The sequence below is a fragment of the Mucilaginibacter puniceus genome (genome assembly GCF_054783175.1).
This window is the reverse complement of record NZ_BAAGRB010000002.1, coordinates 1,207,158-1,229,322: the sequence shown is the minus strand read 5'-3', so window position 1 is coordinate 1,229,322 and position 22,165 is coordinate 1,207,158. Positions and strand designations below refer to the sequence as shown.

Annotated in this window: 20 protein-coding genes; 16 read left to right on the top strand and 4 right to left on the bottom strand. The window is 40.0% G+C overall.

Annotated elements, in window-relative coordinates; genetic code table 11:
- Positions 1-84: 84 nt before the first annotated feature.
- The 6 genes from ACYVJ6_RS12500 to porN all read left to right on the top strand — a co-directional run bounded on the left by ACYVJ6_RS12500 (position 85) and on the right by porN (position 6,609).
- Positions 85-1,062 carry a DUF4271 domain-containing protein gene (locus tag ACYVJ6_RS12500; protein WP_460694402.1) on the top strand — a complete coding sequence of 326 codons (978 nt, stop codon included), beginning with the start codon at positions 85-87 and terminating at the stop codon, positions 1,060-1,062.
- A 26-nt stretch (positions 1,063-1,088) separates the two neighbouring features.
- Complete coding sequence (locus ACYVJ6_RS12495; RefSeq protein WP_460694401.1) at positions 1,089-1,847, top strand: uroporphyrinogen-III synthase; 759 nt, start codon at positions 1,089-1,091, stop codon at positions 1,845-1,847.
- 156 nt (positions 1,848-2,003) lie between these two features.
- Positions 2,004-3,320 (top strand): T9SS ring complex lipoprotein PorK/GldK, encoded by a 1,317-nt coding sequence (porK, locus tag ACYVJ6_RS12490; protein ID WP_460694400.1) that lies wholly within the window; start codon positions 2,004-2,006, stop codon positions 3,318-3,320.
- 40 nt (positions 3,321-3,360) lie between these two features.
- Positions 3,361-4,164: a type IX secretion system motor protein PorL/GldL gene (gene porL / locus ACYVJ6_RS12485; RefSeq protein WP_460694399.1), complete on the top strand. Its 804-nt coding sequence runs from the start codon at positions 3,361-3,363 to the stop codon at positions 4,162-4,164.
- Positions 4,165-4,200: 36 nt separating this feature from the next.
- On the top strand, positions 4,201-5,730 hold the full coding sequence (gene porM, locus ACYVJ6_RS12480; RefSeq protein WP_460694398.1) for a type IX secretion system motor protein PorM/GldM: 1,530 nt from the start codon (positions 4,201-4,203) through the stop codon (positions 5,728-5,730).
- Between the two features lie 12 nt (positions 5,731-5,742).
- On the top strand, positions 5,743-6,609 hold the full coding sequence (porN, locus tag ACYVJ6_RS12475) for a type IX secretion system ring subunit PorN/GldN (RefSeq protein WP_460694397.1): 867 nt from the start codon (positions 5,743-5,745) through the stop codon (positions 6,607-6,609).
- Between the two features lie 102 nt (positions 6,610-6,711).
- On the opposite strand, the gene uvrC is transcribed toward porN, so the two are convergent.
- The 3 genes from uvrC to porW form a co-directional block, all read right to left on the bottom strand.
- Complete coding sequence (gene uvrC / locus ACYVJ6_RS12470) at positions 6,712-8,523, bottom strand: excinuclease ABC subunit UvrC (protein ID WP_460694396.1); 1,812 nt, start codon at positions 8,521-8,523, stop codon at positions 6,712-6,714.
- Between the two features lie 97 nt (positions 8,524-8,620).
- A complete protein-coding gene (locus ACYVJ6_RS12465) occupies positions 8,621-10,876 on the bottom strand; it encodes a transglycosylase domain-containing protein (RefSeq protein ID WP_460694395.1) in 2,256 nt (751 codons plus the stop codon).
- 2 nt (positions 10,877-10,878) lie between these two features.
- Positions 10,879-13,665, bottom strand: coding sequence for a type IX secretion system periplasmic lipoprotein PorW/SprE (porW, locus tag ACYVJ6_RS12460; RefSeq protein ID WP_460694394.1), 2,787 nt, complete (start codon positions 13,663-13,665; stop codon positions 10,879-10,881).
- Between the two features lie 127 nt (positions 13,666-13,792).
- On the opposite strand from porW, the gene ACYVJ6_RS12455 reads away from it, so the two are divergent.
- From ACYVJ6_RS12455 to ACYVJ6_RS12410, 10 genes are all read left to right on the top strand, one after another.
- Positions 13,793-14,023, top strand: a complete 231-nt coding sequence (locus ACYVJ6_RS12455; protein ID WP_460694393.1) for an AtpZ/AtpI family protein — start codon at positions 13,793-13,795, stop codon at positions 14,021-14,023.
- A complete protein-coding gene (locus ACYVJ6_RS12450; RefSeq protein WP_460694392.1) occupies positions 14,020-14,406 on the top strand; it encodes a hypothetical protein in 387 nt (128 codons plus the stop codon). The genes ACYVJ6_RS12455 and ACYVJ6_RS12450 overlap by 4 nt, the downstream gene beginning before the upstream one ends.
- Before the next feature lie 14 nt (positions 14,407-14,420).
- A complete protein-coding gene (atpB, locus tag ACYVJ6_RS12445; RefSeq protein ID WP_460694391.1) occupies positions 14,421-15,494 on the top strand; it encodes a F0F1 ATP synthase subunit A in 1,074 nt (357 codons plus the stop codon).
- A gap of 49 nt (positions 15,495-15,543) precedes the next feature.
- Entirely contained in the window at positions 15,544-15,747 is a 204-nt protein-coding gene (gene atpE / locus ACYVJ6_RS12440; protein WP_460694390.1) for an ATP synthase F0 subunit C, read from the top strand.
- 92 nt (positions 15,748-15,839) lie between these two features.
- Positions 15,840-16,331 carry a F0F1 ATP synthase subunit B gene (locus ACYVJ6_RS12435; RefSeq protein ID WP_460694389.1) on the top strand — a complete coding sequence of 164 codons (492 nt, stop codon included), beginning with the start codon at positions 15,840-15,842 and terminating at the stop codon, positions 16,329-16,331.
- 89 nt (positions 16,332-16,420) lie between these two features.
- Positions 16,421-16,969 carry an ATP synthase F1 subunit delta gene (gene atpH, locus ACYVJ6_RS12430; RefSeq protein WP_460694388.1) on the top strand — a complete coding sequence of 183 codons (549 nt, stop codon included), beginning with the start codon at positions 16,421-16,423 and terminating at the stop codon, positions 16,967-16,969.
- Between the two features lie 35 nt (positions 16,970-17,004).
- On the top strand, positions 17,005-18,582 hold the full coding sequence (gene atpA, locus ACYVJ6_RS12425) for a F0F1 ATP synthase subunit alpha (protein ID WP_460694387.1): 1,578 nt from the start codon (positions 17,005-17,007) through the stop codon (positions 18,580-18,582).
- An 86-nt stretch (positions 18,583-18,668) separates the two neighbouring features.
- Positions 18,669-19,553, top strand: a complete 885-nt coding sequence (atpG, locus tag ACYVJ6_RS12420) for an ATP synthase F1 subunit gamma (RefSeq protein ID WP_460694386.1) — start codon at positions 18,669-18,671, stop codon at positions 19,551-19,553.
- 332 nt (positions 19,554-19,885) lie between these two features.
- Positions 19,886-20,740 carry a DUF4349 domain-containing protein gene (locus ACYVJ6_RS12415; RefSeq protein ID WP_460694385.1) on the top strand — a complete coding sequence of 285 codons (855 nt, stop codon included), beginning with the start codon at positions 19,886-19,888 and terminating at the stop codon, positions 20,738-20,740.
- Between the two features lie 66 nt (positions 20,741-20,806).
- The gene (locus tag ACYVJ6_RS12410) at positions 20,807-20,992 is read left to right on the top strand and encodes a hypothetical protein (RefSeq protein WP_460694384.1); all 186 of its coding nucleotides are present in this window, start codon (positions 20,807-20,809) and stop codon (positions 20,990-20,992) included.
- Positions 20,993-21,125: 133 nt separating this feature from the next.
- On the opposite strand, the gene gldB is transcribed toward ACYVJ6_RS12410, so the two are convergent.
- Complete coding sequence (gldB, locus tag ACYVJ6_RS12405; RefSeq protein WP_460694383.1) at positions 21,126-22,163, bottom strand: gliding motility lipoprotein GldB; 1,038 nt, start codon at positions 22,161-22,163, stop codon at positions 21,126-21,128.
- Positions 22,164-22,165 lie beyond the last annotated feature (2 nt).

Here is a 22,165-nt window from a genome sequence, read left to right as displayed (position 1 = left end):
GCAAAAGTAGGATTAATGCCGTAATATAATTAAGCAAATAACCGTATAATAAAACCCGCTTTAATTCAATAAATTTGCACACAGATGCTTTTAACACTAATGCGTTTTATTACCCTGTGCTTTTTGGCCATTGTTTTTTCTTGTTCGGCAGGATATGCTCAACAGGATACCGCCTTTTACAATAGATACAATATAGTGCAGCCCGGCCCCATGACGGTGCTCGACTCGGTAGTTGCGGCCGAGCGCGCGCGCGAAAAATTTGTTGCCGATTCCATAGCCATGCAATACGTTAAAGCACCTGATGCTGCCATACGTAAGCAGTTTGTAGAAAGGGTGCTCAAGGAAAATATTTATACAGGTTTCCAGTTTTTAGATATTCCATCCAAATCAAAAAGTACCGTAAGGGATGGCCGCCACCGTCCAACACGCAATCAATGGGTAATTGTTACTATTATAAGTTTATTAATATACGCGGCATTATTAAATATTACCTTAAATAAGGACGTTAAAACGGTTTTTCAATCTTTTTACAGCAAACGTGTTTTGTCGCAGGCCGGTAAGGAAGAAGGGTATATTAACTTTTGGTCGTTTGTGGGTTTGTTTTTGTTATTTGGCTTAACCTTTGGGCTGCTTTTATACCAACTATCCACCTACAACAATACTTATTACAGCATAGCAGGTTTCAGGCTGTTTATATCGTTTTCAATTATCATACTTGCCCTTTTTGCTATTAAGTTTTTGGTGTTAAAATTTTTAGGGTTCATTTTTGATATCAATAAAGTAGTTGGCGAATATATATCGATACTGTATTTAACCTATTTTAATGTGGCGTTTGTTTTCTTGCCGGTAGCCGTTTGTTTTAGTCTTTTAGATGCAAAATTTATCCCTTATTTAATGGGTGTTGCTATACTTTTAGTTGCGGTAATTTTTGCCTGGTTATACGTGCGGAGCAGTGTAAACATCATTTCAAACGTCAGATTTCATAAATTTTATTTAATTGTGTATCTTTGTGCCCTCGAAATTTGCCCTATTTTAATTTTGATAAAGGCACTAAATATTTGAGGTTTAATTTTTTAAGGAATTTGATTTTGGAAGATAGAAAGAAAAAAGTTAAGAGCATATTGGTTACCCTGCCCAAACCCGAAAGTGATAAAAACCCTTATGCCGAATTGGCCAAAAAGCATAATTTGAAAATCGACTTCAGGTCTTTTATTCATGTAGAAGGGGTGCCGGCCAAAGACTTTCGAAAAGACAAGATAAACCTGGCCGATTTTACAGCTGTTATTTTTACCAGCCGTAACTCTGCCGATCATTTTTTTAGAATATGTGAAGAAATGCGTTATGATGTGCCGGCGGATATGAAATATTTTTGCCTGTCTGAAACCATTGCCCTTTATCTTCAAAAATATATTCAGTATCGCAAAAGGAAGATTTTTTTCGGTAAGCAAAACGCTGCCGACCTTGCGGAAGTATTAAAAAAGCACTCAGCCGAAAAGTTTTTATACCCATGCTCTGATGTGGCTGCCGAAGAAACACAACGGTTTTTGCTGGAAAATGGTTATGACTTTACGCCTGCTGTATTATTTCGTACCGTATGCAGCGACCTGTCTGACCTGGCAGAGGTTTTTTATGATATCATCGCGTTTTTCAGTCCCTCAAGCATACAATCGCTTTATAAAAACTTCCCTGATTTTAAGCAGAATAATACACGCATAGCTGCATTTGGTGCAACAACCCATAAAGCCGTATTAGAGGCGGGATTGATATTAGATATCCCTGCGCCTACACCCGCTGCACCATCCATGACCATGGCCATTGAGCAATATATTAAACAAGCCAATAAATAGTGAGTTCTTGTAACTTTTAATTATTTTTGTCGTAAAATGCTACAAGTGCGCCATAGAATTGTTTTGATAGAAAACATTTTTTTGTGGTGAATAGCAAATTTTATATATTCGGGGGCAATGTTATAGCATACTATAACTGATTTTTGATTGTTAAAGATGAAACAAACATACTTTTTAGTAGTACTTTTTTTAGTTGTCGGTTTAAGCAGTTGTAGTAAAAGAGGGGATAGGGGCGAAATATTAGGGGTATCTGCAAAATCATTCAGATCAGAAGTACCTTACGGCATGGTATATATACCAAGCGGGTCTTTTTTAATGGGCCAAACCGACCAGGACATTACTTTCGCGCAAATTTCACAAACTAAGCAGGTAACCGTACCAGCTTTTTTTATGGACCAAACCGAAATAACCAACAGCCAATACAAACAGTTTGTTGACTGGGTGCGCGACTCGATTGCGATAACCCAATATTTGGACGATCCTAAGTACTATTACACCCCTAAAGGCGTAGCTGCAGAAAATGTTACCGGCCCCAAATACATTAACTGGGATTACGTAAAAAAGAATCCTATATTCCGTACAGCTAAAAAAGGCCAGGAGGGCAATGCAGCAAAATTACAAAGCATGTATTACCAGGGTGATGATCGTATTTTTGACCGTAACGAACTGGATGTACGCCTGTTTAAGTATACCTATGCTCTTAAAGATCAGCGCGCAGCTGCCGATAATAAAAATGATAAAACCAAAAAGCGCTCGGATTTCATATTACGTGATACTATAGCTATTTACCCCGACACTTTGGTTTGGCTAAGTGATTTTTCATACGCGGCCAACGAGCCTATGGTTGAAGCCTATTTTTCGCACCCATCATACCGTAATTACCCGGTTGTAGGTGTAACCTGGCGCCAGGCGCGTGCGTTTAGTGTATGGCGCAGCCGATACAACGATGCCTATAAAGATAAGCGCCGCCAGCCACACCGCTCACAGTACGAACTGCCAACTGAAACGGAATTTGAATATGCTGCCCGTGGCGGAAGGATAGGCAACGACTACCCTTGGGGCGGCCCTTACATCAAAAATGCAAAAGGATGTTTGTTGGCTAACTTTAAGCCGGGCCGTGGTAACTACTCAGATGATGGGGGAACTTATACGGTTAATGTTAGATCGTATTTCCCTAATGACTATGGCCTGTACAATATGGCGGGTAACGTAGCCGAGTGGACACAATCGGCTTACAACCCTTCAGCTTCAACGGTTGTTAATGACCTGGCTCCAACTTTTAATTATGAAGCCAAAGCAGCCGATAGCGAAGTGATGAAACGTAAAGTTGTACGCGGCGGATCATGGAAAGATATTGGCTATTTTCTGCAAAACTCATCACGTACGTTTGAATATCAGGATACGGCAAAATCATACATCGGCTTCCGTAACGTTAGCAGTTTCCAGGGCCGTGACCTTAATGACAAACGTTAATAAAAAACTAATTATATAAAACCATTACTTACTAAAAATTATGGCCGGTAAAAAAAAGCCCTTCGGAATAGGTAATATCATATCTATTGGAGCAACAGTTGTTATCATCGGATTATTATTTAAAATTCAACACTGGAAATTCGCTTCAGAATTTATTACAGTAGGTTTAGGTACCGAAGCTTTATTGTTTTTGATATTAGGATTACAACGCGAAGAAGAAGACGTAGACTGGACCCGTGTATATCCTGAATTAAGTAATGATTTTAAAGGCGAATTGCCAAAAGCATCTGCAAGGCAAGTTGGTGGTGGCGATTTTTCAAATACCGCTGCATTAGATAAAATGTTGGCCGATGCTAAAATTGGCCCCGAATTAATTGGCAGCCTTGGCGAAGGTTTAAGAACCTTTGGAGATAAAGTTAATGCCATATCAAAGGTAACTGATGCCGGCGAAGCTACTATCGCGTTTACGCAAAAAGTAAAAACCGCAACAGCAAGTTATGATACCTTAAGCGCAGCATTTGATAAAGCTTCGGCTAATTTAAGTGAAATGGCTAACTCCAATATTGATTCAAAAGCTTACCATGAGCAGGTAAATAACCTGGCTAAAAACTTAGGCGCGTTAAACGCGGTGTATGAGTTAGAGTTACAGGACTCAAGCGCTCATTTAAAATCAATGAACAAGTTTTATCAAAACCTGTCATTAACCATGAATAACTTTAATGAGTCGTTAGAAGATTCAAAACAGTTTAAAGAAGAAGTTGGCCGTTTAGCTAAAAACTTGTCATCATTAAACGCTATTTATGGTAATATGCTTACCGCTATGAATCAGCCACGTACTTTATAATAATATTTTTAAACTAACCCTATAAGATTATAAGACATGGCAGGAGGTAAAGAAACCCCTAGACAGCGAATGATAGGTATACTATACCTGGTACTTTTGGGCCTTATAGCTTTAAACGTACCTGATAGTCTATTGGATGCATTTAAAAATATTACCAACAGTCTTGATCAGTCAAGAAGCAATGTTACTACCAGCTTAGATAATACTTATACTGCGTTTGAAGCCACCAAATTAAAAGAGCAGCCCGAAAAGGCAGCCAAATTATTAGCAAAAGCAAGGGACGCAAGTAAAATATCAGGAGAATTAAATAATTATATTGAAGCTTTAAAAAAGCAATTAATAGAAGAAGGTGGGGGCATTGATACTGCTATAAATGATGTTAGTGCAAGGGATAACCTGGATATTTCTCCGCGTATCATGATTGCTAACAAAAAAGCCGACGAATTGAGGACCAAAATTGAAAGTACGAGAAAACGTTTATTGGATATTTTAGGGCCAAAAGATAGCCACGGGGTTAACTTTTCTTTAGATGCAATTGATCCGCCTAAGCGTTCGGGCAGTCCACGTAAAACCTGGCAGCAAGCATATTTTGGTGATGGTATACCTTTGGGTGCTACTTTAACCACCTTAGCCAAAATACAGGCTGATAATAAAAATGCCGAGAATGAAGTGGTAAAGAAAATTTTAGGTAAGGTTGACCAGGCTCAAATTACTTTAAATGAGTTTAAGGCTGTAGCTGTTGCACCAAGCAGCTATATTTTAGCCGGACAACAATATACTGCTGAAATTTATTTAACGGCTTATGATGCCAACTCAAACCCACGAATTACCGTGCAGGGGGCACCAGTACTTACTACCAATGGTATAGGTAAATATACGGTTACCGCCAGCGGTGAGGGTGTAAAGACCTGGACAGGCAGTTTATCTGTTAAGTCGGTTGACGGGCCGGATAAAACATACTCGGTTTCGGGCAGCTATATGGTTTCAAAACCATCGGCAGTAGTATCGCCGGATAAAATGAACGTATTATATATTGGTGTACCAAACCCGGTATCTATATCGGCACCTGGTGTACCCACAGAGAGTATAAAAGTTAGTTTTACAGCTGGGTCAATAACCGGTTCAAATGGCCATTATATAGTAAAACCTAATAATGCACCCGGAACTACAGGTAAATTTACCATAACCGGCGAAAAAGGTATGGTATTAGGCTCATCAGAGTTTCGTATTAAACGTATACCTGATCCTCAGCCACGATTTGCAAACAGATCGGGTGGTACAACCAGCGCGGCAAATATAAAAGCACAGGATGTGGTATTTGCTATATTGGAGAATTTTGATTTTGACGCCACTTTTAATGTAACGCGATTTACTTTAATGGTAGCAAATAAGCGCCAGGATGTGCAAATTTTCTCAACTACCGGAAATACCATAAGCCCTCAAATGCGCCAGGCATTAAATACTGTTGTACCTGGTTCAACAGTTATTTTTAAAGATATAAGTGCAGTTGGCCCCGATGGCACCAGACGTGATCTTGATGGTAATATTGTATTAACGGCACAATAAAGAGATAGGGATATGAAAAAGAAATTATTAATTGTTTTGCTTTGTGTAATTAGTGTAAATGTTTTTGCACAAGCACCTACAGAAAAAGCACCGGCTAAACCTTTTGAAAGGCCGGTTGATGGTTATTTTGTAAAGAATAACATTTTAAACGCTAAACCTGTACCATATCCTACTTTACGCGAAGCGGATGTAGTAATGGCTAAACGGATTTGGCGCGAAATTGATGTGCGCGAAAAAATGAATACGTACATGGCATCGCCAAAAGCAAGGTTGATAGATGTATTGATGGATGCTATAGCTAATGAGGAGTTAACCGCATATGACCCTAATCCTAATCCTGCTATGGGTGACCCTAATGGTGATGCTTTTTCAACTCCTTTAACAGCCGCCGGTGCCAAGGCAAAAATGGCCGATAGTAGTGTGGTTGATATTATTGATAGTAAGGGTGACAAAATAGGTACAAAAATGGTTCCAGGCGAATTTAATCCTGATAGCGTGATTAGGTTTCGTATTAAAGAGGACTGGATATTTGATAAACAACGTTCGGTTTATGAGCCACGTATTATTGGTATAGCGCCAATGATTAAACCAACAGCAGCCGGTATTGATTTAGACCTTCAACCTGCATTTTGGGTATATTTCCCGGCGGCACGCCAGGTGTTAGCTACCAAAGAAGTATTTATGGGTAAAAATGACGCGGCAGGTTTAAGCTATGATGATGTGTTTTTAAAGCGTTTGTTTACCAGTTACATTGTTAAAGAGTCGAACGCCGAAGATTTGCGTATAAAAGATTATGCCATTGGTATTGATAAACTATATGAATCTGAACGCGTAAAGAAAGATTTGATGGATTGGGAATTGAACTTGTGGCAATACTAATGTTTAAAGATAAGTTGTAAAAGATTAGTAAAATGCTTTATCATTAGATAAGGCATTTTTTTATTATTTAATAGGTCATAACTAATCTTTAATCTTCAATAGCTAATCTTTATCCCCTCCATTAAAATACCCAATAATAGCCTTTGCCTGTTTTAAATTAACCACTTCCAGCAGGGTTTCTTCATTCGCTTCGCGGATCTTTTTAACAGACTTAAAGTACTTTAGTAGTTTTTCGGCAGTGGTTTTGCCTATGCCTTCAATCAGTTCCAACTCGGTAGCCAAAGTGCCCTTGTCCCGTTTTTTACGGTGAAAGGTGATGCCAAAGCGGTGGGCTTCATCGCGCAGATGTTGTATCACCTTTAATGTTTCTGATCTTTTATCCAGATAAAGCGGGTATTGGTCGCCGGGGTAGTATAATTCTTCCAGTCGTTTAGCTATACCAATTACGGTTACCTGCTTATCAATACCTAATAGCTTCAGGCTTTTCATAGCTGATGATAGCTGCCCCTTACCACCATCAATGATGATGAGTTGGGGTAATCCGGTATCTTCATCCAAAACCCTGCGGTAACGCCTTAAAACGGCTTCTTCCATGGTGGCAAAATCATCGGGCCCTACTACAGTTTTAACATTAAAGTGGCGGTAGTCTTTTTTGGATGGTTTGCCATCCTTAAAAACCACAATAGCCGATACCGGGTATTTACCCTGGAAGTTAGAGTTATCAAAGCACTCAATATGCCGTGGCAACTGGTTCATGCGCAGGTCCTTCATCATTAGCGTAAGCAAACGCTCGGTCCTAACTTCGGGATTTAGTTTTTCGTATTGGTCTATCCGCTCTTTTTTAAAGAACTGCACATTTTTTTGCGATAGGTCCAGCAGTTTGCGTTTTTCGCCCAGTTTGGGCACGGTAAACTTAAATGCCGAATCATCATCCAGGTCAATTTTAAACGGAACAATAATTTCTTTTGAGGTGCTGTTATATCTGGTTCTAAACTCAGATATAGCCAGCGTCAATAACTCTTCATCACTTTCATCCAATCGTTTTTTTAGCTCGATGGTTTGGGTTTGGATGATAGTACCATTCATCACTTTTAAAAAGTTAACAAAGGCATATTTTTCTTCGGATGCTATACTGAAAACATCCACATCCGTAATGGATGAATTGACTACGGTTGATTTGCTTTGGTAATTCTCCAGCAGATCGAACTTGCGTTTTAAACGGTGGGCATGCTCATAGTTCATAGAGGCGATGGCTTGCTCCATTTCAACCTTCATTTTACGCAGTACCGCGCCAATTTTGCCGTTTAAAATGTCCTTTATCTCCTCAATACTATTATCGTAATCTTCTTCGGTTTGGTAGTTTTGACAAGGGCCCTTGCAGTTGCCCAATTGGTACTCCAAACAAACCTTAAACTTGCCGGCATCAATATTGGGTTTAGTTAGGGCGAGGTTACAGGTGCGCAGGGGGTAGGTTTCTTTGATCAGGCCTAAAATAGCGTGCATCATACTTACCGACGCGTATGGCCCTAAATATTTTGAGCCATCCTTTACAATACGGCGTGTCCAGAAAATGCGGGGAAAATGCTCGTTCTTAATAATGATCCAGGGATAAGTTTTATCATCCTTCAGCATCACATTATAACGCGGCTGGTGTTTTTTGATCAGGCTGTTTTCCAGCAGCCAGGCATCAATTTCGGTATCAACAATGGTGAAGGTGATGTTGCGAATTTTTGATACCAGCACCCGCGTTTTGGCATTTACATTAAGGTCCTTATTAAAGTAGGAGTTGACACGATTACGCAGGTCCTTAGCCTTACCAATATATATCAGTTCATTCGCTTCATCCCAATATTGGTAAACCCCCGGTTTATGGGGTATGTTTTTTAACGCAGCTTTGTAATCAAATTTAGTCATGTATCAGCCCCCTCTAAATCTCCCCCGGTTGGGGAGACTTTATATTAAGCCCTCCCTTCCGGGGAGGGTTGGGTGGGGCCGATTTGCTAATGATAATTTAAAATTTTAGTCTATTATCCGGTTCATTTGCCCCGCTTTGCTGTTGATTATACTCGTTGCAATCCAATATAGTACCTAATGGTTTTTTAGGTAATTCAAAATCAATATTTTTTTTGATGCCTAATTTTGGGTTGGCATATACTGCTTTTATGTAATAAGCAAATATAGGTAATGCTACATTTGCACCCTCGCCATCTCCTGTCCTGCTAAAGCTAACATTTCTACTTTTAAAGCCTGTCCAAACACCGGTAACCAATTGCGGTGTCATGCCAATAAACCAACCATCCGAATTGTTATTTGTTGTACCTGTTTTGCCTGCTATTATAGCATTACTTAGCCCATAAGTAGAGCCCAACCTCCTGGCAGTTCCCTCTTTAACTACCGACTTTAACATGTCTGTCATTACATAGGCAGTTTCTTCGGGCATGGCTTGTGTTACCTTTGGTTCGCGGTCGCCCCAAATTACGTTGCCATTTTTATCTTCAATTTTTAATAAATAGGTAGGCTCGGTCAAAATGCCATGGTTTGCAAAGGCGCTATAAGCCGCGGTCATTTCCATTACTGATGCATCAAATGCACCCAAAGCAATTGATGGGTAAGGCCCTAAACTGTTACTCTTAATACCGAGGGTCCTGATCAGTTCTTCAACACGAGGAGGCGTTACTAACCCCATAACTCTTGCAGTTATCCAGTTTTGTGAATTAGCTAACCCTTTGCGCAAAGTTAAATTGCCCTGAATAGTTGAACGTGGGCTGGAATTAGGAGACCAGGGCTCTCCCCACCCTCTAACTGTATCTCGGGTGTTGGGTAAGGTATAGCATGGTGCATAACCATCAGATATAGCAACCGCATAAGTAAATGGTTTAGCGGTTGAGCCTACCTGCCTTTGTCCTACTTTTACCTGGTCGTAATTATCATATTCAAAGTTGATACCACCAACCCATGCTTTAACGTATCCCGTTTTAGGGTCCATACTCATTAAGGCATTACGCATTAAGGTTTGGTTATAAACCACCGAGTCTATAGGGCTTATGACTACCGTAGTATCACCGTTTTCCCAGGTAAATAGCTTCATTTTAATGGGTTTATCAAATTCTCTCCTTATCTCCTCGTCAGACATTCCCGCTTTTTGAAGGTCAGAATAACGACCGGAAGCTTTCATGCCGTTTTCAATTAGACCTTTGTATTGAGTTGATTTTTTCCAATTGTAGCCTTTATGTGTATCCATAAACAACTTTTGTAGTGTACGCATATGCTTACGCTGTGCATCCTCGGCATATTTTTGCATATCTGCATTAATGGTAGTATATATTTTTAAACCGTCGCGGTAAATATCATATTCTGAGCCATCGCCTTTTACTATTCCTTGATCGCGAAGTATATTTTTAATATCATCTTTGATATAGGCTCTAAAATATGGTGCCAACCCTTCATTATGACTGGTAGGATGAAAATTAATACCAATAGGTTTACTTCTAAACTCCTCTACCTGCCCATCTGTTAAATAGCCTTCAGCAGCCATACGGCCTAGAATAAAATTTCGTCGGGTAAGTGCTTTGTCAGGGTGATTAATAGGTGAAAACCGCCCCGGAGCATTTACTAATGCTATCAGCAATGCAGCTTGGTCGGGTGTTAAATTGATAGATTTTGTATTAAAAAAAGTTTGTGAAGCAGATTCAATACCCGCAGTATTATGCCCAAAATCAACCGTGTTTAAATACATGGTAATGATCTCCTGCTTGGTATAATGCTTTTCTATTCGTACCGCTGTGATTTGTTCTCTTAATTTTTGGAAAAACCGAGCTATTGGGTTTGTAGACCTTTCTTCGTCCGAAAATAGGTGTAAAGCCAACTGTTGGGTAAGCGTACTCGCCCCCTGCCTTTTACCAATTAAATTATAAGGTATAATAGAAAACGTTCGCCAAAAGTCTATTCCTGAGTGTGAAAAAAAGTGTTTGTCTTCGGTAGCTACCAGGGCGTTAATGGCATTTTGTGATATTTCATTATAATTTACCCGCGAGCGGTTATTTTCATTAACATAATACTTACCTAAAATTACTTTATCTTCTGAAATTATTTCAGATGCTAAATTACTTTTAGGATTCTCCAGATCGCGAAAAGAAGGTAGTGGTTTAAACAAGCCCAGTATAGTAAGTAAAACCAACAATACCACAAAAGCAAATCCCCCAATAAAAAATCTCCAGATATACCAGTTATATCGTTTTATATCCTGTTGTGAAAGTTTAGTATCCATTTTTAATAGGTTTTTTGGTAATAGTCAATATAACTATCCAATAATTCTTTGCTGGCTAATTTATCCAGATTTTCTTTGGTTATGATAAAAAAACTGTATTTATCCTTAGGTACCTTCATTATCTGTGGCATAAGCGGTACAATATCCCTTGCATAATCTTTAACAGCGTCTAATTTTTTAAATGGCCCTATATACACCAACTGGTTATCGGGTCCTGCATTTTTTAACTGGTGCTTTTGCGATAAAAAGTTGGCCCGGTTAAACTGCCCTATCCCAAAACGTGATGTGGATAGGTCTGTTGTGCCTGTACTCACATTAACTACAAAATAGTAATTGGTATTATCTCTTTCATTAAATATACTTGGCTTTGCAGGCGGCTCAACCACCGATGGAGTAACGGGGGTAGGTTCAGTAGGTGCGGCTAATATAGGCGCATTGGCTACCGGCTGTTGGGTTACCGACGGTTGTTGCGTAACAGGCGGTGCCGCTACAGTTGGCTTGGGCTCAATGCGTTGCTGGGCCATATTTTCTACAGTAATGCCACGCCGGTAAGGCGTTTCTTTTTGATAGGCGATGGGTGGCGTAAATAAAAAGCCGCTGGTATCATTATCTGATAATACGTAAGTTTTTGTCGCCAGTAGTTCGCGGTTGGCATTAATATAATCCAGGTGCTGTTTAACCAATGGGGTTATCAACGCATCGTCCGGGTGTTGTGCCACTATTTGCTGCAGGTCGTATTGAAAAGGCGGTAAAGCTTCCTGGTGCCCTGCCGCAATAGCCCGCAAATAGCTTAGCTGTGATGAAAATTTATTGTTAGGATATTGCCTTAACAAACCATCCACATTGGTAATCACCTGCGCGTATTTTTTTTGCAGGTATAGGTCATATATCTCGTTATAGGACGTGTTAAACAAAGCATCGTTATCATCCAGCCTTCTGCCATACTCCGGGTCAATAATTACCCTGGCAAAAGTGCTTTGCGGAAACTCCTTAAGTAGTTTGTTTTTATACTCGTCGGCCCGGGCTATGTCGGTATCACTATATAATCTATACAAACTATAATATATCGCCGCCCTATTCGGGTCGTTAGGAAATTTATCCAGTATCAGCAGGTAATAGGCAATAGCCTCTTTTTTATCTTCCAGTATATCGCGGTAAAAATTGGCAATGTCTAAATAGGCATTATAAATACGGGTGTTTGATTGTGCCAACAGTTGTGGTGTAACCGGCAGATTTTGCAATAACGATTGACGATAGGTACTCGCGGTAACATCATTAGCCCCTTTGGGGATATTAATAATTGGTGCATCAGGGTCGCCGCTGGCATTGTTCCCCGGTACGGTGGTACTGGTAATATCAGCATTAGGGCGGTTGCTTCTTCGCCAGTTATCTTCCAGTTTACGGTTCCCCCACCTGCGTTTAAACTCGTTAAACCCCTGGCTTACCGCGCTGGCATTATAAAAGTAAAAATTATTGCCATTGGGCACGCTTGCTGTTGCCCCCACGCTGGCGGTGCTTACATTAGGCAATGCCGTAGTAGTAGCGGCCAGCTGCCGTTGTAAAGTTTGCAGCGTCACCATCGAGTCGATCATCTCCAGCCGGGCTTTCTCATCCATCCTGGCCAGCATTTGCAAGGTGTCCTCGCGCGAGATGATATGCAGCCTGTCGGCCAATACCTGCAGGTTGCTGCTCTTTTTTTGTATGGCCAAATAGCCCGGATAATTAGGCGACAAGTTAGTTAGTGTACTATCGTAATACTTTTTAGCGCTCACATAATCAGCTTTGTTTTTAAAGTTGATATCGGCCATACGCAAATAAGCCAGCCCACGCTGGTTTTGATTGTTACTTTGCGCCCTTAATGATAAATTGTAATTTTTTACGGCGTTATCAATATCGTTATTGGCTAAATATATCTCACCTATCTGGTAATATATCTGGTCGGTAAACTCACGGTTATTTTGATTTTTTAATAGGGATAGCAAGCGTTCAATCCGGCTCATACGAATGCCGTTTCGTTCATCGGTAATGCGTATCCGGTTCAGGTCGGCATTAAAAGCCATCTCAAAAGCGGCGTTACTTTTAACAATACTGGTGTAATTATTTACCGCCGCCTCGTTATGGCCGTTTAGTTCCTGCAATTGTGCTAAAATAAATGTCCAGCGCAGCTTTTGTGCTTTATTGTTGCTATACTCAATCGCCTTTTTAGCCATTTCTTCGCCATCGGCGTAGTCCTGCGTGGCAATATCATAAGCCAGCATAGTGGCATATACGTCAGCCGTTATATTCTTTTTAGGGTTGATATTTTTAAAAGCAGAATCTAATGTCACCTTTGCTTCGGGCAGATTGTTCAAATAAATCAAACTGCGTGCTTTCCAAACCCTTGCCTCTTGCACAAGGTCCGTGTTTTTCTTGTCGGTGAATGATTTGGTTACATAACTAAAATATTCGGCGGCGTTAAAATAATTAGCACCTAAATAATTGGCTTTACCCAACACCAGGTAGGCATCGCCTAAATATTTGCTTTGTTCTTTTTCGTTAATGATCAGGTTAGCCCGTTGTATAGCGGCATCCAGGTCCTTATCGGCCGTTTCACTTTGTGCTATGGTATCCTGGTAAACGCTTAATAGGTTGCCGTATGCATCTACAAATGATAGGGCATAATCAGCCTGCTTTTGGCGCAGTATTTCATTAGCATTAAATAGTATATTGTAGTGCGCGGTTAAGTTTTGCATTACCCGGTTAAACCCACTCTTTTTTTCAAGCGAACATCCGGCTATGATCAATACCATAACTGGTACTAAAAATTTTAAGCCTGTTTTAATGGGAGATGTAAAGGAGCGCCTCAAGGTTAATGTATATATAAAAAGCAATGCTAATTTAATAAAGATTATGCCAATAGGTTTAATAAATTTGCAGATGTCTAAAAATGAACCTAATAGTGACCCCGGCAATAACCGGCCAATGAACAATTATGCTAAATTTTCCGGCTTAGCTTTCCAAATGATCGCTATCATCGGTGGTTTGGCCTACGCCGGGTACAAAATTGATGAGTCGGCGGGCCATACTACCAAATGGGTGGCCGCGACATTGGCGTTAATAGGTGTGTTTATTTCATTGTATATTGTTATCAGATCTGTAAAAAGTTGAACATCTTTAAAAACGTATTTTCCTATATATTATTTCTTGCTGTATTAGCAGCACCACCACTTTGGCTAAGTAAAAACGGCCATACCGACCTATTAGTACCACATTTTTGGCTCATCTTCTTTTTTCTTTCCGGGCTAACGCTGATCGTTGTAATTACAGTGATGCTGGGCCAGCAAATTAATGGCGAGCGCGGTGCCCAGTTTTTTTTGGCGGCAACTACTTTTAAAATACTGGCCTGCCTGGTTTTTGCGCTGGTTTTCCTGTTAAAAAACAAGGTAAATAAGTATGTTTTTGTGGCCGATTTTTTTTATATATATTTATTAAATACGGTCTTTGAAATATATACTTTGTTGCGTAACTTGCGCAACCAAAATTTAAAGTAGAAAACTTCATTTTAATGTATAATATCTCGATTTTGAACTCAAAAAATTTTAAGAAATTCTTCATTTTAGGCGTTTTTTTGATGGTAGGCGCATTTTTTGCACCCGCCTTTGCACAGGAAGACCATAAAGAAGCTGAGTCAGAAAAGTTCGATCCAAAGAAGGTGATATTAGAGCACGTAGCCGATTCGCATTCAATGCATGTATTTGGCCATACTCATATTCCGTTGCCGGTTATACTATATACGCCTAAAGGTTTAGAGGTTTTTTCATCGGCTCATTTGGAAGCTCATGAAGAGGGTCATGAACCTGTATATAAAGGCGAGTATTATAACTATAAATTAGAAGGTAATAAAATACATGCTGTTACCGAAGCAGGCCTGGTTGATGAATCCGCTAAAATATTAGATTTTTCCATTACCCGTAACGTTGCCAGTATGTGGTTGGCTATCGCGGTATTATTACTCGTGTTTTTAAGTGTTGCGTCTGCTTACAGGAAACGCGTAGGTAAGGGCCCTAAAGGATTACAATCAGTAATGGAGCCATTGGTCATGTTTGTGCGTGACGATATTGCTATCCCCAACATCGGCGTTAAATACGGTAAGTATATCCCATTATTATTAACCATGTTTTTCTTTATACTGGTAAATAATTTATTGGGCTTGGTTCCTTTCTTTCCGGGTGGTTATAACCTTACCGGTAATATAGCGGTAACGCTGGTGCTATCAACCATTACCTTAATAGTAGTAAACGTTAGCGGTAACAAATATTACTGGAAACACATCTTAATGCCTGATATCCCATGGTGGTTATATCCTATCATGGTACCTGTTGAGATCATTGGTATCATATCAAAGCCATTCGCGTTAATGATACGTTTGTTTGCTAATATTACCGCGGGCCACATTATCGTACTAAGCTTAATATCATTAATATTTATTTTTAAAACCTTATGGGTTTCACCTGCATCAGTATTGTTCGTTGTATTTATGGATTGCATTGAGCTGCTGGTTGCATTTTTACAGGCGTATATCTTTACCTTGCTTACCGCTTTATTTATAGGTATGGCTGTTGAAGAGCATCACCATTAATCAATTTGAATTAATTATCTATTAATATACACGTTTAAATAACAAACACATGATTGGAAGTATTTCTGTAATTGGCGCAGGTTTAGCTGTAATTGGTGCCGGTATCGGTATCGGACAAATTGGCGGTAAAGCCGTTGAAGGTATTGCACGTCAGCCTGAGGCTGCCTCTAAAATCCAAACTAACATGATCATCGCTGCTGCACTTATTGAAGGTGTTGCGCTTTTCGCGGTGGTTATTGCTATGCTTAACTAAAAGAGGAAAAAAGAACGGCCCGGAGCGATTGGCCCCGGGCATGTTTTTTTAACTATTTTTAAAATCTGAAATAACATTATAATAGATATATTATGGAATTAGTTACCCCGGAAATAGGATTGGTTTTTTGGACAACAGTATCGTTTTTGATCTTGTTGTTTTTGTTGGGCAAATTTGCCTGGAAACCAATTTTAGGTGCCATTAATGAGCGTGAAACGTTTATTGAAGATGCTTTGTTAAAAGCCGAAGCGGCTAAAGATGAAATGTCTCGTTTAACTAACGAGAATGAAGCTTTATTAAAGCAAGCCCGTGCAGAGCGCGATGTGATATTAAGCGAAGCTAAAAAAGTAAAGGACCAGATCATTGGCGAAGCTAAGGAAGCTGCCCAAACTGAAGGCGCCCGTATGATTGAGTTGGCCCGTATTGAAATTAACAACCAAAAAGCTATTGCTATGGCGGATGTAAAAAACCAGGTGGCTGCTTTATCGTTAGAGATTGCCGAGAAAGTATTACGCAAACAATTTGAAGACAGCCAAAAGCAAGACGAATTGGTTAGCGAATTGTTAAAAGAAGTTAAGTTATAAGAATTTCGAATTTCGGATGTTCGATTTCGAATTTATTTTGAAGTCACCAAATCCGAAATCGAACATCCGATATCCGAAATAAAAAAAGAATGTCAGAATTAACAGTAGCGTCCAGGTACGCAAAATCATTAATCGATCTGTCTCAAGAGCAAAACAATCTGGAGGCTATCAATAATGATATGAACTTTTTCTTGCATACCTTAAAAGCAAATCCGCAACTAAAAGCGGTTTTAGGTAACCCTATTATATCACAAGCCAAAAAAGTAGCCATCCTTTCGGATCTGTTTTCGGGCAAGGTAGACAAGTTATCTATTAGCTTTTTTAACATCATGGTAAACAAGGGCCGCGGCGAAGTTTTATATGCTACCGCGCAGGAGTTTAATAACCAGTATAATATTATAAAACATATAACCAAAGCTACCGTAGTATCGGCTACCGCTTTATCTGCAGCCAACAAAAGCAAATTGCTGGATGAAGTAAAAGCAGCAGTAGGTGGCGAGGTAATATTAGATACTAAAACAGACCCATCATTAATTGGTGGTTTTGTATTAACAGTTGGCGACAGACAGGTTGATACCAGTATTGCTGCCAGCTTAAAAAAATTAAAAAAGGACTTTGCCACCGGCATAGTTAAATAAATTATTAAAAAACAACCCAAATAAAAAATTAAACTATGGTAGAGGTAAGACCAGATGAAGTATCGGCAATTTTGCGTCAGCAATTGGCGGGTTTCAAGTCAGAATCTGAATTAGAAGAAGTAGGTACCGTATTACAAGTAGGTGACGGTATTGCACGTGTTTACGGATTGACAAAAGTACAATCAGGCGAGCTGGTTGAATTTGATGGTGGATTACAAGGAATTGTACTAAACCTGGAAGAAGACAATGTGGGTGTGGTATTGTTAGGTCAATCTGACGAAGTAAAAGAAGGTGATACGGTAAAACGTACCAACAAAATTGCTTCCATAAAAGTAGGCGAAGGCATGCTTGGCCGTGTTGTGGATACCTTAGGTAACCCAATTGACGGTAAAGGACCAATTGTTGGCCAAACTTATGAAATGCCTTTGGAGCGTAAAGCACCGGGCGTTATCTATCGCCAGCCGGTTACCGAGCCTTTACAAACCGGTATCAAAGCTATCGACGCGATGATCCCTATCGGCCGTGGCCAGCGTGAGTTGGTTATTGGCGACCGTCAAACAGGTAAAACTGCGGTTTGTATCGATACCATCATCAACCAAAAAGAATTTTATGATGCCGGCAAACCGGTTATCTGTATATATGTAGCTTGTGGCCAAAAAGCTTCAACTGTTGCAAACATTGTACGTACGCTTGAAGAGAATGGTGCTATGCCTTACTCTATCATCGTATCTGCATCTGCGGCAGACTCTGCTACCATGCAGTTCTTCTCTCCATTTGCAGGTGCTGCAATTGGCGAATATTTCCGCGATACTGGCCGCCCTGCCTTGATCATCTATGATGACTTGTCAAAACAAGCGGTTGCTTATCGTGAGGTATCTTTATTACTACGTCGTCCACCGGGCCGTGAGGCTTATCCGGGTGACGTGTTTTACCTGCATAGCCGTTTACTGGAGCGTGCCGCTAAGATCAACGCCAATGATTCCATCGCGCAAGCTATGAATGATTTGCCTGAGTCTATCCGTGGTATTGTAAAAGGTGGCGGTTCATTAACTGCATTGCCAATTATCGAGACACAAGCTGGTGACGTATCTGCTTATATCCCAACCAACGTAATTTCAATTACTGATGGCCAGATATTCTTAGAGTCAAACTTATTTAACGCGGGTGTTCGTCCGGCTATTAACGTAGGTATCTCGGTATCACGTGTGGGTGGTAACGCGCAGATCAAATCAATGAAAAAAGTAGCGGGTACGTTAAAATTGGATCAGGCTCAATACCGCGAGTTAGAGGCTTTCTCTAAATTCGGATCTGACTTAGATGCTTCTACCAAAACTGTACTGGACAAAGGTGCACGTAACGTGGAGATATTGAAACAAGGTCAATACTCGCCGGTAACTGTTGAAAAACAAGTAGCTATTATTTACTTAGGTACTAAAAACCTAATGCGTAATGTACCTGTAAACAAGATCCGCGAGTTTGAAAGCGAATACACTACACAGTTAGAACAACGCCATCCGGAAGTGCTTGCCGCTTTAAAAGCAGGTAAACTGGATGACCAGGTAACAGGCGTACTGGAAACAGTGGCTAAAGAATTGTCTGGAAGATATAATTAATTTAGTGGTGAGTAGTGAATGGTGAAAAGTGAGTAGTTAACTCACAATTGCCGCTTACTACTCACCATTAACCACTCACCAAAAGAATGGCTAATTTAAAAGAAGTAAGAAACAGGATAGGGTCGGTAACGTCAACGCAGCAGATCACCAAGGCCATGAAAATGGTTTCGGCGGCTAAGCTAAAACGTGCTACCAACGCTATTGTACAATTGCGCCCGTATGCCAATAAGCTAAAAGAGTTGTTAGCAAACTTATCTGCAAGCTTAGAGGATGGTTCATCGCCATTTTTACAACAGCGCGAGCCTAATAAGGTATTGATCATTACCGTTTCATCAAACCGCGGTTTGGCTGGTGCATTTAACGCCAACGTAATTAAAACGGCTAATACATTAATTGCCGAAAAATACAGCGAGCAGTTAAAAGCGGGCAATGTATCTATCGTAAGCATCGGTAAAAAAACACAGGAGTACTATCAGCGCCGTAAATACAATGTTATTGGCAACAATAATGATGTATATAACAGCCTGAACTTTGCTAACGTGTCTTTAATAACCGAAAACGTTATGCAAGGCTTTTTAAAAGGCGATTATGACCGTGTGGAATTGGTGTACAACCAATTTAAAAATGCGGCTGTACAGTTTTTAGTGGCCGAGCAATTATTGCCTGTGCCAAAAGCGGAAGCTAAAGCCGAAGTTAAAACTAACCAGGTTGATTATATACTGGAACCTTCGCAAGAAGAGATAATAGAGCAGTTGATCCCTAAAAACATCAAGACCCAGGTTTACAAAGCGGTGCTGGATTCAAATGCATCTGAGCATGGCGCACGTATGACCGCTATGGATAAAGCAACTGAAAATGCCGGTGATTTATTGAAACAATTAAAACTTTCATATAACCAGGCACGCCAGGCAGCCATTACTACCGAGCTTACCGAGATTGTAAGTGGTGCCGCAGCATTATCAAGCAACTAAGAACTCATATTTAACAAGTACAATAAAGGGCTTCCCGTAAGGGAGGCCCTTGTTGTTTTACGCTTTCACTCTTCCCCAAGCGTCATTGCGAGCGTAGCGTGGCAATCTCTGCACTCGCAAATCAATGAAAAGGGATCATCTTTTGAATGTCGTATGTAGAGATTATTGATAAGTTGTTTGTTTTTAATGGAATCAATGAACTCGCGTTGCTCGGTTGTCCACGCTACGCTCGCAATGACGTGGTGAGTTAAGCCATGTAACATATTCCGTTACAAGGGTTACCATTCACATCTATTGGGTATCAATTAAAAACCAATTTAAACCCAATAATCATGAAAGCAAAAATTTTGATGATGATGCTAGCCGGTGCATTACTGGCTGCATGTAAAGGCTCAGGTAACTACGAATCTATGGATGGCGTGGCTGACACAGTAGCTACGGCGGATGTTAACCTTACCGGACCCAAACTGGTAAAAACTGCCGGGATTAATTTTAAAGTAAAGAATGTTCAACAAAGCAGCGAAAGGATAACGTCGCTGACCAATCAATATAAAGGGATGGTAATGAGTCATTCTGTTAATTCAAATATTAATAGCACCAGCGATAAGCGCGTTAGCGAAGATTCGGTAATGCGAATATCGGCTTTTTACACTTCAGCACAAATGACGGTAAAAGTGCCATCAGTAAAACTGGATGAATACCTGGATAGCGTGGCAAAATTAGGTGTATATGTAAGTAACCGAAGTATGGACATTGAGGATAAATCTTTAGATTATCTATCAGCAAAGATGAAGCTAAATAGCCGCAAGGATATGGTAGACCAGCAGAAGAAAGGTAAAATAGTAATAAAGGACCCATCAGCTGTTTTAAACCTGCGGGATGATTTGGTGGATGAGCAAATATATAACCGCCAAATTGATGACGCGGTTAAATACAGCGTAGTTAATTTAAGCTTCTATCAAAGCAATACCATCTTTAAAGAGATTATTGCCAATGATGATCCGTCAAGTTATAACTTACCCTTCTTTAAAAGGGTAGGGCTGGCATTAAGTAACGGCTGGTATATATTTAAGGAAGCTATATTGGTACTGGCAAATGTTTGGGTGTTTTTACTTGCCGGAGTGATATTATGGCAGGTAATAGGTTATTACCGCAAAAAGCGCCATACGGCACTAAATAGTATTTAAAACAAAAAACTTATTAGTTTTTCGCTAAACATTTATATTTTTGTGTCCACATAAAAAATACCCATTATGAGCTCAGTAAAAGAAGCAAATGCAGAACGTCATTATATATTATTAACCATAGCTATCGTTATCGGTTTAGTAGGTGTTTACCTTCGCTTTGCCGAATTTCCATACGCATCGGCTATATCAAATATCATTTTGATAATTGGAGTTATAATCTCTTTAAAAGCGGTATTTGCTATAATGAAGTAGTCAAAATATTTTTCAATAAAAAAGGCTCCTGAAGGGGCCTTTTTTATTGAAAAATATTTTAGTGATTGGAGACTGGTGATTAGAGATTAGTTGTATGGTGGGTAACTAATCTCCAGTCACAAATCTCTAATCACTATTTCGGCCTATACTTCGAATCATTCAATATTTTCTGCGCATCCGTCATAGCCATTAATTGCGGTAAGGTAACTTCCGGATGTTTGGTCATATACTCACGTACTATTTGCCAGCCCGTCCAAACGCCCAGTTTTGGTGATGAGTTATTTTTTTCGCCAACGCCGGGTGTAAATGGGGCCTCGTTTAAATAAGTTTGTATTTTTTGGAAATCAGTTTCGTACAATAAGTTCTCCTCCAAAAAATAAGCCCATATGTTTGATCGGTTATCCTCGCACCATTTTAACTGTTCGGTGGTATAGCCAATTTTAATGCTGTCGGCAACATCGGGCAGGGTTTGATCCATAAAGTATAATATCTTGCCATTATAAACCATTTTAGCCAGCAGGGAGCGGTCATTATCATTTTCGGGGAACATTTCCTCACGGGCTATTCCCTCTACCACACGCGGCGCTATATTGGCCGGGTTAAACCTGCGGGATATATATCGGGGGAAACTCTCTACCAATGCCGGGTAAAACCTGGAATTGCCTAAAAAAAGGTCCAGCCCAATGCCCATGTACCCGTCGCCCAACGAAGTTTGCGCCTGGAAACCCGAAAAATAAGCATACACCTTAGGCAGATTTTTTTGCGGATAATAATATTTGATGCGCCTAAAGGCATCAGTCAATTCTTCATTTTGTTGGGCCATATTGCCGGGATATACCTCATCTACATCGTGCTTTAAATCCAGGTAAGCCTGGCTTGCAAAAATTTGTCTTAACGTGGCAAAGTAAGCGGTGTCTCTGATGCTACCGGCACCCAATATGCGCTCTATATAGTCCTGGTAAAATATGCCGTATTTTTTGTACAGGTAAACAGCTTGTTGCGCCATAGGTTGGGTACGCATAGCATCAAAATCATGGTCAAACCGATCAATTTTAACGTCAAGATCAATATGGCTTACATCCACTTTTTTATTGCTGTTACAGGCCGAAATAATGAGGGCTGCAAAAAAAATTAAATAAATTTGTTGAGGTATGCGATGTATAGGGCTCATTT